Origin of the sequence: Pseudomonas atagonensis, from assembly GCF_011369485.1 — a bacterium.
Lineage (GTDB): Bacteria > Pseudomonadota > Gammaproteobacteria > Pseudomonadales > Pseudomonadaceae > Aquipseudomonas > Aquipseudomonas atagonensis.
Genome location: NZ_VXCA01000043.1, coordinates 13,909 through 28,945 on the forward strand (window position 1 = coordinate 13,909; position 15,037 = coordinate 28,945).

7 protein-coding genes and 3 pseudogenes are annotated in these 15,037 nt (G+C 60.4%); 5 read left to right on the forward strand and 5 right to left on the reverse strand.

The annotated features are described in order from the left end of the window. Positions 1-103: 103 nt before the first annotated feature. From wecB to F2P67_RS25690, 5 genes and pseudogenes are all read left to right on the forward strand, one after another. On the forward strand, positions 104-1,258 hold the full coding sequence (wecB, locus tag F2P67_RS25670) for a non-hydrolyzing UDP-N-acetylglucosamine 2-epimerase (RefSeq protein WP_166225492.1): 1,155 nt from the start codon (positions 104-106) through the stop codon (positions 1,256-1,258). Next, on the forward strand, positions 1,255-3,429 hold the full coding sequence (gene nfrB / locus F2P67_RS25675) for a cyclic di-3',5'-guanylate-activated glycosyltransferase NfrB (protein WP_166225495.1): 2,175 nt from the start codon (positions 1,255-1,257) through the stop codon (positions 3,427-3,429). Before wecB ends, nfrB begins: the two co-directional genes overlap by 4 nt. After that, a pseudogene (locus F2P67_RS25680) lies at positions 3,426-6,454 on the forward strand (NfrA family protein). Before nfrB ends, F2P67_RS25680 begins: the two are co-directional and overlap by 4 nt. Then, the gene (locus tag F2P67_RS25685; protein WP_166225498.1) at positions 6,454-7,332 is read left to right on the forward strand and encodes a DUF4434 family protein; all 879 of its coding nucleotides are present in this window, start codon (positions 6,454-6,456) and stop codon (positions 7,330-7,332) included. The pseudogene F2P67_RS25680 and the gene F2P67_RS25685 overlap by 1 nt, the downstream one beginning before the upstream one ends. After that, positions 7,316-8,342 (forward strand): annotated as a pseudogene (locus F2P67_RS25690) (GGDEF domain-containing protein). Before F2P67_RS25685 ends, F2P67_RS25690 begins: the two are co-directional and overlap by 17 nt. A 64-nt stretch (positions 8,343-8,406) precedes the next feature. Here the strand turns inward: F2P67_RS25690 and F2P67_RS25695 are convergent. The 5 genes and pseudogenes from F2P67_RS25695 to F2P67_RS25715 form a co-directional block, all read right to left on the reverse strand. After that, positions 8,407-9,966, reverse strand: a complete 1,560-nt coding sequence (locus F2P67_RS25695; protein WP_166225501.1) for a TerC family protein — start codon at positions 9,964-9,966, stop codon at positions 8,407-8,409. Positions 9,967-10,293: 327 nt separating this feature from the next. After that, positions 10,294-11,940 (reverse strand): phospholipase D-like domain-containing protein, encoded by a 1,647-nt coding sequence (locus F2P67_RS25700; protein WP_166225504.1) that lies wholly within the window; start codon positions 11,938-11,940, stop codon positions 10,294-10,296. Between the two features lie 49 nt (positions 11,941-11,989). Beyond that, entirely contained in the window at positions 11,990-12,730 is a 741-nt protein-coding gene (locus tag F2P67_RS25705) for a vWA domain-containing protein (RefSeq protein WP_166225507.1), read from the reverse strand. After that, a pseudogene (locus tag F2P67_RS25710) lies at positions 12,655-13,373 on the reverse strand (AAA family ATPase). The gene F2P67_RS25705 and the pseudogene F2P67_RS25710 overlap by 76 nt, the downstream one beginning before the upstream one ends. A gap of 9 nt (positions 13,374-13,382) precedes the next feature. Continuing rightward, positions 13,383-15,037, reverse strand: a 1,655-nt coding sequence (locus F2P67_RS25715) for a cobaltochelatase subunit CobN (protein WP_246226558.1), incomplete at its 5' end; no start/stop codon positions are given.

Here is a 15,037-nt window from a genome sequence, read left to right on the forward strand (position 1 = left end):
GGATTGGACAAGCTCCCATCCGGCTGCTTTTCTTTATTTCTCAGAAAGAGATAAGTGCTGCCGGCCCTCTGGTCGCAGCCTTGCTTCGTCCCAGGAGGGGTCAATGTCCTTTAAAGTCATGATGGTTTTCGGTACTCGCCCGGAGGCCATCAAAATGGCCCCGCTGGCCCGGGTTCTGCGTCAGTGGCCCGACATCACACTCAGCATCTGCTCCACCGGCCAGCATCGCGAGATGCTCACTCAGGTGCTGGACGCATTCGAACTGAAGGTCGACGAAGACCTGCAAGTCATGACCCAGGGCCAGACCCTGAACGGTCTGTCGCAACATCTGCTCGCCCAGCTCGATCAGGCCTACGGGGGGGTCAAACCGGACATAGTGCTGGTACACGGCGATACCACCACCAGCTTCATCGCGGCCCTCGCCGCCTTCAATCGCCAGTTGCCTATCGGTCACGTCGAAGCCGGTTTGCGTACCGGCAACCTGCGCGCGCCCTGGCCCGAGGAAGCGAATCGACGCCTGACCGGCGTGATTACCGACCTGCACTTCCCGCCGACCTCCAAGTCCGCCGCCAATCTGCTGCGTGAAGGCGTGCCCGAAGACAACATTGAAATCACCGGCAACACCGTGATCGATGCCTTGCTGTGGATGCGCAAGCACCAGCAGGAAATCGACTGGCATCCTTCCGCCGATTCGCCTCTGGCGGCGATTGATGATCAGCGCCGGATGATTCTGGTCACCAGCCATCGACGGGAAAATCTCGGCGACGGTTTCCGTAATATTTGCCAGGCGTTGGCTGAGCTGGCCGAGCAATACCCGGACGTGCAATTTGTCTATCCGGTGCACCTCAACCCGCTGGTGCAGGAAGTGGTGTACGGCATGCTCGCCGACAAACCGAATATCTACCTTGTTCCGCCACAGGATTACCCGAACTTCGTCTGGCTGATGGGCCGCGCGCATTTCATCCTGACCGACTCCGGCGGCGTGCAGGAAGAAGCTCCGGCCATCGGCAAACCCCTGCTGGTATTGCGCGACGTCACCGAGCGGCCGTCCGTGCTGGAAAGCGGCACGATGCTGCTGGTCGGCACCGACAAGGCGCGCATCGTCAAGGAAGCCCGACAACTGCTGGACGACCCGGACACCTACGCGCGCATGAGTCGCGTGCATTTCCCTTATGGCGACGGTCACGCCAGCGAACTGATCGCCACCCGCCTGCACGCCTGGTTGAGCACACGCTCGGCGGCGGGTAACGGCGTATGAGTCTGGGTTGGGTCGACTTTTTTGCGTATGTGCTGTTCGGTCTCAAATATGTGGCGATTGCCCTCGCCCTGTTGATGTTCATCCTCGGTCTGGATGACCTGTTCATTGACCTCGTCTACTGGTCTCGCAAACTGATCCGGCGCTGGCGGATCTATGAAAAGTTCGAACGTGCCGATGAAGCACGCCTGTACGCCATCCCCGAAAAACCCTTGGCAATCATGGTGCCGGCATGGAACGAAGTCGGTGTGGTCGGTGAAATGGCGCGCCTGGCCGCCTCGACCATCGACTACGAGAACTACCAGATTTTCGTCGGCACCTACCCCAACGACGCCGAAACCCAGGCGGATGTCGACGCGGTTTGCCTGCACTATCCCAACGTGCACAAAGTGGTCTGCGCCCGCCCCGGCCCGACCAGCAAGGCCGATTGCCTGAACAACATCATCGACGCGATTCTGCGTTTTGAAAGCGAAGCAAAAATCCAGTTCGCCGGTTTCATCCTGCATGACGCCGAGGACGTGATTTCGCCGATGGAATTGCGCCTCTACAACTATCTGTTGCCGAACAAAGACCTGATTCAGATCCCGGTCTATCCGTACGCGCCGGAATGGAAAGGATTTACTGCCGGCCACTATGTCGATGAGTTCGCCGAGAACCACGGCAAGGACGTTATCGTCCGCGAGGCCCTGACTGGTCAGGTGCCGAGCGCCGGTGTCGGCACGTGCTTCAGCCGCAAGGCCATCAGCGCCCTGCTTGAGGACGGCGACGGGATTGCGTTCGACGTGCAGAGTCTCACCGAAGACTACGACATCGGTTTCCGCCTGAAACAGAAAGGCATGAAATGCATCTTCGCCCGCTACTCGGTCAGTGATCCGAAACTGGCACTGGAGCAACCGTGGGTACTGGGCATGAACCGCGAGTTCTCCCAAGTGATCTGCGTGCGCGAGCATTTCCCGCGGGACTTGCAACACGCGATCCGGCAGAAATCCCGCTGGATTGTCGGCATCGTGTTTCAAGGCACCAAGAACCTTGGCTGGAGCCGCACCGGGCTGCTTAATTATTTCCTCTGGCGCGACCGTCGCGGGTTGATCGCCTACATGCTGAGTTTTCTGGTCAACCTGCTGTTTGTGGTGCTGATCGCCATGTGGCTGGTGACGGTGATTTCCCCTGAATCGTGGCGTTACCCGTCAATCCTGTCGGACAGCTCGTTGCTCTCGGTGCTGCTATGGCTTAACGGCTTCATGCTGCTCAACCGTCTGTTTCAGCGCGGCTGGTTCGTCACCCGTTACTACGGTCTGGTGGAGGGCCTGCTCTCGGCGCCACGCATGATGTGGAGCAACTTCGTCAACTTCTTCGCCAACCTGCGCGCACTGCGCCAGGTCATGGAAATGGGCGACTCCCGCCGCGTGGCGTGGGACAAGACCACTCACGAATTCCCCGCACTGACCAAGGCACAGCGTGTACCACTGGGCCATCGTCTGGTGGAAAAAGGTCTGCTCACTGAAGAACAACTGGAAGCGGCGATCACCAGCCCGGTGCGCCGGCGTCTGGGCCGCGAACTGCTGCTGCGCGAATACATCACCAGTACACAACTGGTCGAAGAACTGGCGGAGCAACTGGAGCTGGAGTGGGCGCCGCTTAATCCGTTCAAACTGGACAAGCGCCTGATCGATGCGGTTCCGCGCCGGGTTGCCTCGCACTACGGCGTGCTGCCAGTTGCTGAAGAAGGCGACACCCTGGTGCTGGCCTCCGAAGGCCCGGTCAGTCAGGTCTCGCTCGGCGCCATCAGCCGCCAGTTGAAACGCCCCGTGCGCAGCCGTCTGGCGCCACAGGGCCGGGTTACGTTGGGGATTCGCTACTGGTACGCCAGCCCCAATCAGAGAGAGGAAGTGCGCCATATGCTTGAGGTGCTGGAGCGTCATCAGGACGATGAAGCCTTGCTTGAGCGTGTCAGCCGCCATCAGGTATTGCTGGGCAACTTGCTGCAAGTACGCGGGATGGTGCCGCCGACCCTGTTCAATCAGGCATTGATCGATTTTGATGCCGAGAACATGTCCCTCGGTGAACACCTGATTTCACGCGGCATGATCACCCGGCAAGTGCTCGAACAGGCATTGGCCGATCAGGCCAGTGAACAACAAGCGGCTTACCGCATCGTCGGGGAGGTCGCATGAAGCCTGGGCAACGTCACACTCTATTAATGGGCAGTCTGTTGCTGGGCCTGAGCGTCGCGTATCCACTGCACGCCGCACCGTTGAGCGAATTCGAACAGTTCCGCAGCTACCCGTACATGGATCGCAGCTATCGCGAGGCGAAAAAGGGAAACTGGAAAGAAGTCGAACGGCTGATGCGCCATCTGCTCGAAAAAGTCCCGAAAAATGACGAGGCGCGAGCGCTGCTGGTGCAGTCGCTGGCCAAACAGCGCCACTATAAAGAAGCCATTCAGGCCTTGCCGAATGACAGCGAGGCGCTGCTTGATTTGCGCCTGACCTGGATCGAACAGGACCCACCGGGCAGCACGCAGGTTGAACAATGGATGGCCACCAGCAGCCTCAACGACCGCGTACGTTTGTGGCAGGCCTACAGCCTGAGCCTGGCCAAATTTGGCGGCGCCGCCAAAGCGCATGACTGGCTGGCGCAACTGGCGCCCAAGGGCGATGACAACATTCTGCGCCTGGCCCGCGCCAACTGGTCGGAACAATTGCGCGACTGGAGCGGCACGATTGAACAACTGGCGCCGCTGGCCGCGCGTAAACAACTGGATGCCGAAGGCTGGCAACGTCTGGCCAACGCCTACGTGCAACGCCTCGACGAAAAACCGTTGCAGCAATTGCTCGAACAGGCGCCAAGCCCGCAAGCCGCACGCCAGGTACGTCTGGCGATGGTCGATCGCGCCATCGCCCTGGGTCAGGATCAACAGGCACAGCGCTGGTTGCAGTCGCTGCCTGCCGCCGACCTCGCTGATCCGGCGCAACGTCAGCGTCTTTGGGAGCTGGCCCGGCAGACCGACGACGTGCCGACCGTACAACGTCTGAGCGACGACTTGCAGCGCCCTTGCCTGGAGACCGCCGACTGGCTGTCTCGTCACGATCCTGAAGCGGCACTCACGCAATTGCGCCGTTGCCAGCCAGCCGATGATCCGCAATCATGGCTGGTCCTCGCGCAACGTCTGCAAGCCACGGATCATCTGCAAAACACCCCTTTGCCGGAACCGTGGAACAGCCGTCGTCAGGCGCATCTGGTGGATGTCTGGCAGGAACAAGGCCAGAACTCGCGAGTGATGGTCTGGCTGGCCGGCCAGGAGCAAACCCCGGCAGTGGTCAAACGTCGGGCTGAACTGGCCCAGCGCATGGGCCGGCGCACGGAAGAACAAACGCTGTGGGAATACCATTACCGCCAGACCGGCAATCTCGCGTCGCTGAATCAGGCGAGTTTTCTGGCGTTCAACAGTGGTGACCGCGCAAACGCGCAGCAACTTCTCGAGGACGCCTATGACCGTCATGGTGGGCGCCTGCCTGCGCCGGCGTTGCAACGCCTGGCCAGTCTCTACGCCTCCACACCCGATCCGACGCCTGCACAGCAACGGCGCATGGCCTCACTACTGAGCCATGTCGACGCCAGCACGCGCGGCCAATTGCTTGCGCAACTGGCAGAAAAAGGTCAGTGCGACGTTGTGCAACAGGCCATTGGCAGTCACCCGCAAGCCGTCGGCGACTATCGTGCACTCGGTCGTTGCGCTATGCCTGAGCGCCCCGGTGAAGCCGTGGTCTATTATCAGCAGGCGGAAAAACTCGGCGACAAAAGCAGCCGCTTACCGCTGGCCTACGCGCTGGAGGCGGCAGGCGATTCCGCCGGAGCGTTGACGATCTGGCGCAGCATTGCGCTGGCCGAACTCAGTGATAACGCACGCCTGACCGCCAGCCGCAGTGCGCTGAATGCCGGCGACAGCCAAAGCTCAGAACGTTTCTGGCAACAGAGCAGCACCCGAGGGGCCAATGAATGGGCGTTGGGTGCGGCAATCGCTGACGCTCGAGGCGATCATGCGCAGGCACTTGAACGTCAGCGTCAGGCCTTGCAGAAAGCCCCGGATGCCGGGCATTTCTATGCAGCTTCCGTCACCGCGCAAAAGGCCGGTGACTTGCCGCAAAGCAACGCCTGGCTGGCTGAGGCGGTGCGTCGCGATCCACAGANNTGGCCTGGCGATACGACGAAGTCGCCGACAGCGCTTCCGCTCGCAAGGAGTTACGTCGGGTCATCGACCTCGAACAGCACCCGGTGGCAGCCGACGATGAGGACGGCAGCATGGAAGCGCGGCGTTACCGTCAGCGTCGCGCCCATGAAGCCCTGTCACGACGTGACAGCTTCACGATCGCTAGTACGTGGTCACCGGCCGGGGTATCGACGAACGACTTTCTGCGTGACGATGACAGCAAAGGCTCACACCGCAGCCCCAACTCGCAAAACGTGCAAGTCGCCATGTGGGATCACGCCCTTGGCGAAGAGCCAAGCCGCGCTGGTAGCACACTGTCGGTTTACGGGCGTGTATTGCTCGGTGGACAAAGCCGTTCCAGTTACGCCGAGTCCGTCGCGGCGGGCGTCGGTCTGCGCTACAAACCGTGGGGGACGCAGAACATCAACTTCTACGGTGAGATCTACAAACAGAGCCAGTTCGGTGATCAGGACAACCATGGTTTGAGCCTCGGCCAGTTGATCAACCCGGACAAGCTCTCCGATCAACTGGATGACCACCGTCAGGACGGTCACACCAGCACTGATTATTTGCTACGCGCAACGGCTTCATTCCTAGACCAAGGCAAGTACCGCAACGATTGGCGCGTCGACGAAAGCGAATGGGATGAACGCTTCCTCTACCTCGACGCCGCCTGGTGGACCAAGGCTGGCGACCATCAGTGGCTGTCGCGCTTCCAGCAAGGTCACGCGTGGAAACTGCCGTTCCACGGCGCACAAACGATCATGCCGTACGGCTTCCTCGAATTTGCCAGTCAGGATCCGAGTAACGATTGGCGTCAGGATCTGCGCGCCGGTGTCGGTCTGCGCTGGCAGTGGTGGTACGACGATGACCGCTATAACGCTTACCGCTCGAAGCTGACCGTGCGTACCGAGTATCAACAGTCGCTGGGCGGCAATCTGTATGAAGGCGGCAACGGTGTGTTGCTGGGTGTGGAGTGGAATTTCTGATGGCTCGATGGATGTTGTTTTTCTGCCTGCTGCTGGGCACGTTTGCCGCGAGAGCCGATGAGCGAGTGTTCTATCAACCGCTCAATGTCGACGCCACTCTCAGCCACGCGCAGTGGCAAAAGGTCTGGCAGGACACGGCGAAGCAAGGCACGCGCACCGTGATCGTGCAGTGGACGGCGTACGGCGATGCGCAGTTCGGCGGCGCCAATGGCTGGCTCGCCAACAGTCTGAGGCAGGCGCGGCAACAAGGGCTGCAACTGGTGCTGGGGCTGAAGATGGATCCGGCCTATTACCAGCGCATTGATGAACTCGACACTTCCGGCCTCGCCATGTACTGGCAGGCGCAACTGGGGCGATCGCTGGCGCAGCAACAAAAGCTGCGCAAGGAATGGAAGTTGCCAGTCAGCGGTTGGTACCTGCCGCTGGAACTCGATGACTTGCACTTCCTGGCGGCGGATCGACGAGCAACGCTGCAGCGTCAACTCAAGGACTTCGCCGGCAAACTCGACGCGCCCCTGCACGTCAGCGTTTTCAGTACCGGCAAGCTTGCGCCTGCCGTCAACGCGCAGTGGCTGGCTGAGATGAGTACCGTGGGCGTTCAAGTCTGGTGGCAGGACGGCGCCGGTACCGGACGTCTGGCGCCACTGGTTCGCAACGGTTATGCCAGTGCACTACCCTGCTCCGTGGGCATCGTGCGCGAGGCGTTTCGTCAGGTGAGTAGCGAGGGCCAGCCCTTCCGCGCCGAACCGGCGGCACCGGACGCCTCGCAAACCGGTTGCCATCCGGGGGCAACGTTTTCCCTGCGTTACCGGCCATGGGGGCGGGTGATCCTCGACAACCAGCGCAATCATCAGGGCAGCGATGTACAAAACCATTGAAGACGAAGTCCTGAAGAAAACCGCTCCCACCGAGGTGTGGGAAGAGTTTATTCAGCACGAGTTCGAACGACTGCATTCGTTCTGCCTGTTGATCTATCTGGCCAGCATGGGCATCTGGCTGGCCTTCGANNGCGGTGCTGGCCGTGGTGTTGACGTTCACGCGCAAGGCTCGCCACTTTGACTGGCTGAACCTGACGTTCGTGTTCGTGATCACGCTGGGTATCAGGCTGGTGATCGACGGCCTGCCGCCGAACTTTCATGGCATCTGGCTGGTGCTCGCGGCCTCCACCACGCTTTACAGTGCTTCGGTGTTGCCGCTGAGTCGCTGGTCGTTCTTCGCCGCGCAGATCGTTACCTGGCTGATGCTCAACCCGTTCATGCACACCGGGGTCGAGTTTTTCGAGCTCAAAGGCGTGATGACCATCTGCTACAGCGTGTTTCTCTGCTCGCTGACGATCTACACCTTCCTGAAACTGCGCGAGGCCAAGCTGTACAACTACATCATGTCCCGACTGCTGCTGGATCAGGCCTACAACGACACGCTCACGGAAATCCCCAACCGCCGCTCGTTCATGACCCGCGCCGAAAAATGCCGGCAAGCCGTCCCCCGCGAACATGACCATTACCTGGCGATGATCGACATTGATAATTTCAAGAAAGTGAATGATGTTTACGGTCACGACATCGGAGATGAAGTGCTCAAGCGGATTGCGGCGGATATCAAAGCGGTCATGGCGCGCTTTGAATACGCACGGCTGGGTGGCGAAGAGTTTGCGATTTATCTGGCCGGTGTGCGCCGCGAAGATGTCGAAACTCTGGCCGGCGAATTGTGCCGGGTCGTCCGCGAACAACCGAGCCACCACCCGGTAACCATCAGCATTGGCGTGGCTCGGGTGGAGGACGGCGATAGCCTCAATCAGGCGCTGATCAAGGCCGATGAAGCGTTGTATGAGTCAAAACATACGGGGAAGGATCGCTATACCTTTTATCAGCGATCCAGCGGCGTCTGACAGATTGCATTCGCGANNGCTTGCTCGCGAAGAGGCCGCAACAGGTCAAAACTTATCTGAAGCCTTACGCAGACCCGGGCATCAGCAACACCCGCGTCACTCGCCGTTCCTCGACAGCTTTGACCGTCAATTCCCAACCCTGGTATTCCAGCCGGTCACCGATGACCGGCAGGCGATCCAGCAAGCTCATCACCAGCCCGGCCATCGTCTGATAATCCTCGGTCGGCTGCGCACTGAATCCGGTGTGCTGGCGTACCCGTGTCAGGTTCAACGCGCCACTGACCATGAATCCGCCCTGCTCCTCGACCACGTCCGGGCCGTCGATTTCGCTGGCATCGGGCAATTCACCGGCAATCGACTCGAGGATATCGGTCATGGTCAATACGCCGACAAAATCACCGAACTCGTTGACCACGAACGCAATGTGCGTCGACGCCGCGCGCATCTGTTCAAGCGCATTAAGGATCGAATAGCTGTCGAGCAAGTTGATGGTCTTGCGCGCCAGATGCTCCAGATTTGGCTCGGTGCCGGCCAGGTATTCCTTGAGCAATTCCTTCTTGTGCACGAAACCCAACGGCTCATCCACCGCGCCGTTGCGAATCAGCGGCAAGCGCGAGTAGGACGAATGCATCAACTTTGTACGAATGGTCTCGGCGTCATCGGCCAGGTCGATGGTGTCGACATCGGCACGCACCGTCATCAAGGCACGGATCGGTCGTTCGGCCAGTTGCAGCACGCCGCTGATCATCACCCGTTCACGACGATCGAACAGTTCGCTGCTCGGCGCATCACCGTTGTCGAGCAGATCGGAAATCTCCTCGCCAACCTCCTCCACCGCCAGTTTGCGACCGCCCAGCAAACGCATCACCGCATGAGCCGTACGTTCACGCATCGGGCGCAAGCCTTGCATCGAGCGTTTGCGCCGGGCGCGGGCAATCTGGTTGAACACTTCGATCAGGATCGAGAAGCCGATGGCGGCATACAAGTAACCTTTCGGAATGTGGAAGCCCAGACCTTCGGCGGTCAAGGCAAAACCGATCATCATCAAAAAGCCCAGACACAGCATGATCACCGTCGGGTGCGCGTTGACGAATCGCGTCAACGGTTTGCTCGCGACAATCATCAAACCGATAGAGATGATCACCGCGATCATCATTACCGCCAGCTCATCGACCATGCCCACAGCGGTAATCACCGCGTCCAGCGAGAACACCGCGTCGAGCACGACAATCTGCGCAACGATCGGCCAGAACAGCGCATAAGCGGTGTTGCTGGTACGTTCACCAACATGCCCTTCAAGACGTTCGTGCAACTCCATGGTGGCTTTGAACAACAGGAACACGCCACCGAACAGCATGATCAAGTCACGGCCAGAGAAGCTCTTGTCGAACACCTCGAACAGCGGCTGCGTGAGGGTCACCAGCCAGGAAATACTCGCCAACAGGCCCAGACGCATGATCAGCGCCAGCGACAGGCCGATGATTCGCGCGCGGTCGCGCTGATGCGGCGGCAGTTTGTCGGCAAGGATTGCAATGAACACCAGGTTGTCGATACCCAGCACCAGTTCCAGCACGATCAAGGTCAACAAGCCTAACCAGGCCGTGGGATCCGCTAACCATTCCATAAAATGTCTCTGTCTCTCTTCAGTGAATTCAGGCTGCCGGACACGGCAAAGTGCAACGCGAAGGCTCTGAAGCCGCGTTATCAACGATAGTCGGTGGTCGGAAGACTGGATGCTGCGAGTGCGTCAAGACCGCGCCATGGCGCGAAGGGAAGGTACGACTGGGAGGCTCCGAGCGGGTGTTCATGTAGATCCTGAATGAAAAATGGCCTTGGAGAGTACAGTCTGTATCGGCCAATCCCACAGCCTGAAATCATTTCAAAATCTGTAAGCCTGGAGATTGTTCGTTACTGACGGCNNTTGCTCGCGAAGGCGTCAGAGAGAAGACGATTACCTTCCGGCAAAGCGCAACCGCGCCAGCGCCCGCAAATCCCCTTCAACGTAATAATCATGAGTCCAGCGGTCATCCACCGCCAGCGGACTGACCTGCTTCAACGCCAGTTTCTTCGCAAAGTAGCGAAAGCGGTAATGCTCATAAAACCGCAGCAGCTCCAGGCCATAGCGATCGGCCAGATCAATGTCGCCACGAATGATCAGGTAATTTTCGTCGTTGCCGTTACTGGCCGAAGCACTGAGGTTGTGGCTGCCGCTGACGATGGTCGGAGCGTCCGAGGTGAAATCGGTGACCACCGCTTTGGTGTGCACCAGCAAATTGCCCTTCTGGCCTTTCATGTTCTCGCGCAACCAGCCTTCAAGACCGGTGTTGAGCAACGCGGTGGCGGCAAATTCCGCCGTGCGGTCGGCGTGAAACCCGGTAATGCGGCTGGCAGTGTTTTGCAGGCCAAACCGCAAAATGTCGTCGTGCGGCTGGCCGAGCAAGGCGTTGAGGATCGCGTCGGGCAACGTGAACGCCGTGACAAACAGGACGTCCTTGCGCGCCGCCGCAATGATGTCGACGAATTCGCGAAGATCACCGCCACCCGTGCGTGGCGAAAACCCGGCAAACAGTGGCTGCGAAGGGTTCATCGGATTGTGTTCGGTGATCCAGTCGCGGGTCTTACCGACGTCGTCGGGCAGCGCCCAGATCTGCTCGAAGACTTGCAGATAACTGGCGCCTATCGTCTCATCGTCCAGCACGTGCACAACGTTGGCCTGGCGATAGACGCCATTGGCGGTGAAGTTGGTACTGCCACACAACACCGCCTGAGGCTGGCGCTGACCCGCCGCATCGAGCCGACTTAGCACGATGTACTTGTTGTGAAAGATGTTGTGCGTGACGCGCCCGCGCTTGCTCTCGGCGGGCAGTCTGGCCAGGCTCGCCTCGTTGAGCGTAGTGTCTTCGTCATCGGCTCTGGCGTGGTAGAGAACGCGAACCTTCACGCCGCGCTCGAACGCGGCGTTGACTGCATCGATGATCGCTTGCAACTGGTATTCGTAGATCGCGATGTCCAGCGCCCATTCGCCGTCGACCGCACGCTCGATGAACCCCAACAGACGCCCGAGCAAACCGTTCTCCAGCCATTGCCGGGCGGCGTCGGGCCAGGCTTCGATGGGCATGTTTTTGTTAGCGCTGATCTGCGCGTCGAGTTCGGGAAACTTGCGCTGAAATGCCTGGCTGGCGGCCACTGCGCGGTTGAAGATCACACTTTGATTGGCGGGATGACCGTCGTCGCTGATGACGGTCAGTTCGAGAGATTCACCCAGTTGCGGCGCATCCGGCGTGCCATAAGCCAAGTGGACGCGATAGTGAATCGTCATGCCCGGATTCACTGCGTAATCGGCCCAGCGAAATTTCTGCAGCGGCGCCTTGTCACTCGGTGTCGCGTGGAACTGTGGGAACGTGTGGGCTTTGCCGGGGAATGTCAGGCTGTTGAAGAGAAACAGCCAGGGTTTGCTGCCCTGCTGCTTTTCAATGGCAAATCCCAGCAGGCCTTTGCGCCGGGGTTCGGCCAGATCCATCGCCAGCAGCACGCCATTGGTACCCGCGTAGGCCTTGACGCGAAAATCATCCTGAGGGTTTCTGACCAAAACGCGCATCGCTNNGCGGGTTTGCTCGCGAAGAGTGCCTTTCAGGCACCGTAGATCCTCAGAGCGGAATCAGCTCATCAATATGCCGATAATCCGCTGCCAATGCCCCGGCCAGTTCCTTCGCCCGTCCCAACCGGATCGGCCCGCGCTCAATGTCGATCAACAGTCCGGGACAAGTCATTGCTGCTAGCCCCGTCACAGCCTTCAACCGTCCATCCGTGACCACCAGCAAACGCTGCTGCTCGGCAGGAAAGCGCTTTTGTCGCTGCACCAGCCATTGCTGCGCCTGCGTCAACGCCTCCCGCAAAGGCGTGCCGCCGCCCGCGCCGAGAGCATCGAGCCAAATGCGTAAACCGCTAGACGCTTTCAACCCTTGCACCTGCCATTTCGGCGTCGAACCACTGGCCGTCAGCAAGGTCAGTCGCGCGCGCTGACGATAAGCGTCGTCGAACAATTGCGCGAGCAAGCCCTTGGCATCGCTCAAGGCGTGATGACGACGCGTCGACGCCGAGGCATCGACGATCACCAGCCACAACTCATGGGCCGAGCGGGTGCGCAGTTGAAACAGCAAATCCGCGCGCGATTGCGGGCGGCCGTTGAGCAGCGTTGCCGGCCAGTTCACAGAACCGTTTCGCGCGGTCTGACGTTGGCCCTGGCGTCCTTTATTCAAGCGACCGGCACGGGGTTTGGCATTCGCCCCCGCGTCGGATCGGGGGCGAATGCCTAGGGCTTTTTTGGCCAGCTCGGTACTTCGCGACGAGCGCCCGTGGCAAGCGCCGGTGCAGGCATGTCGCCCCATTGGCCCTGCCCCTCGCTCGGCTGCGCTTGAGACTCTGACGAAGATTGCGCGGGTTGTTGCGCACTCGGCATCGACTGTTCGCGGCGGCGATGGCGCAAGGCGAATTCGGCCACTGCGTCGATATCCTGCTCGGCAATCGCTGCAACGCCCCGCCACGCCGCANNAGCAACTGCGGGCGCAACTCCCCCTCCTCCGGGTTCATCGTGCCAATCAGGACAAACTTCGCCGAATGCCGATGGGAAATTCCGTCACGTTCGATCAGGTTGGTGCCGCTGGCGGCGACATCAAGCAACAGATCGACCAGATGATCGGGCAGCAGATTCACTTCATCGACGTACAGCACGCCGCCGTCAGCCTTGGCCAGCACACCGGGAGAAAACTGCGCGCGGCCGGCGCTTAGGGCGGCGTCGAGGTCGAGTGTGCCGACCAGACGTTCTTCGGTGGCGCCCAACGGCAAGGTGACGAACTGACCACTGGCGAGCAGATCGGCCAAACCGCGGGCCAGCGTCGACTTGGCCATGCCGCGCGGGCCTTCGATCAGCACGCCGCCGATTTTCGGGTCGATGGCAGTCAGACACAGGGCGAGCTTCAGGTCATCGGCGCCGACCACGGCGGAGAGCGGGAAATGCGGGGTGTCGGTCATGTTCAATTCTCAGCTCTCTTCTTCTATATCCAGCAGCAGGTTCTCCAGCGCCTCTTTATAAGCCCCCGGTTCCTGCCACATCCCGCGCTGCTGCGCCTCCAGCATGCGCTCGGTCATGTCGCGCAATGCATGTGGATTGTGCTCGCGGACAAAATCGCGGGTCGCCGGATCGAGCAGATACGCATCGGCCAGCAACGCGTACTGGTGATCGTTGATCAATTGCGTGGTGGCGTCGAAGGCAAACAGGTTGTCGACCGTCGCCGCCAGTTCGAACGCACCTTTATAGCCGTGGCGTTTGACCCCGTCGATCCATTTCGGATTGGCCGCCCGGGAGCGGATCACCCGGTTCAGCTCTTCTTTCAAAGTGCGGATCTTCGGCAAATCCGGCTGACTGTGATCGCCGTGATAACTGGCCGCCGCTTCGCCCCGCAGGGTTTCCACGGCGGCGAGCATGCCGCCCTGGAACTGGTAATAGTCGTTGGAGTCGAGTAAATCGTGCTCGCGGTTGTCCTGGTTTTGCAGCACCGCTTGCACCTGACTCAAACGCTGGACGAACTGTTCGCGAGCGGCAGTGCCTTCATCGGAGCCGCCATAGGCGTAGGCGCCCCAATTAAGGTAGACCTCAGCGAGATCCTCGCGGCTCTGCCACAGGCGACCGTCGATGGCGCCCTGCACGCCTGCGCCGTAGGCACCCGGTTTGGCGCCGAAGATCCGCCATCCGGCCTGACGCCGTGCAGCGTCTTCATCGATACCCGATTGCAACAGTGCCTCGCGTTCGGCGCGGACTTTGGCGGCCAATGGATTGAGATCGTCCGGCTCGTCCAGCGCGGCGACTGCTTGCACCGCTGCATCGAACAGGCGGATCAGGTTGGCGAAGGCGTCGCGGAAAAATCCAGAGACTCGCAGCGTCACATCGACACGCGGACGGTCGAGCAGGCTCAGCGGCAGAATCTCGAAATCATCGACCCGCTGACTGCCCGTAGCCCACACTGGACGCACGCCCATCAATGCCATCGCCTGGGCAATGTCATCGCCGCCGGTGCGCATGGTCGCCGTGCCCCACACCGACAGACCGAGCTGGCGCAGGTGATCGCCGTGATCCTGCAGATGCCGCTCAAGGATCAACGTGGCCGACTGAAAACCGATGCGCCACGCGGTGGTGGTCGGCAGGTTGCGCACGTCCACCGAATAAAAATTGCGCCCGGTCGGCAACACGTCAAGACGTCCGCGACTGGGTGCACCGCTCGGCCCGGCGGGCACGAAACGGCCGCTTAGGGCATCAAGCAGGCCGCGCATTTCGGCGGGGCCGCAGGCGTCGAGACGTGGGGCGACGACTTCGCGCAGGTTTTCGAGGATGGCGTGGACTTCAGTCCAACACGGTTCCTGTGGGAGCGGGCTTTTGTGGCGAGGGGGTTTACCCCCGTTGGACTGCGCAGCAGTCCCGTCTTTTGGAGCCGCTTCGCGACTCAACGGGGGCAAGCCCCCTCGCCACAGTGTTTCGTTCACTGGGTCAAGGGTTTGTTCGATCAGTTGGCTGGCGAACAGTTCGAGGCGTTCGCGGGTGTCGCCAGCGGTGCGCCAGGCTTCGTCACTGAGCGATTGCAATTCTTCCGGCCGCGGCCCGCCCCCCCGACTGACAACGCAACAAACGAGCGGTACACAGA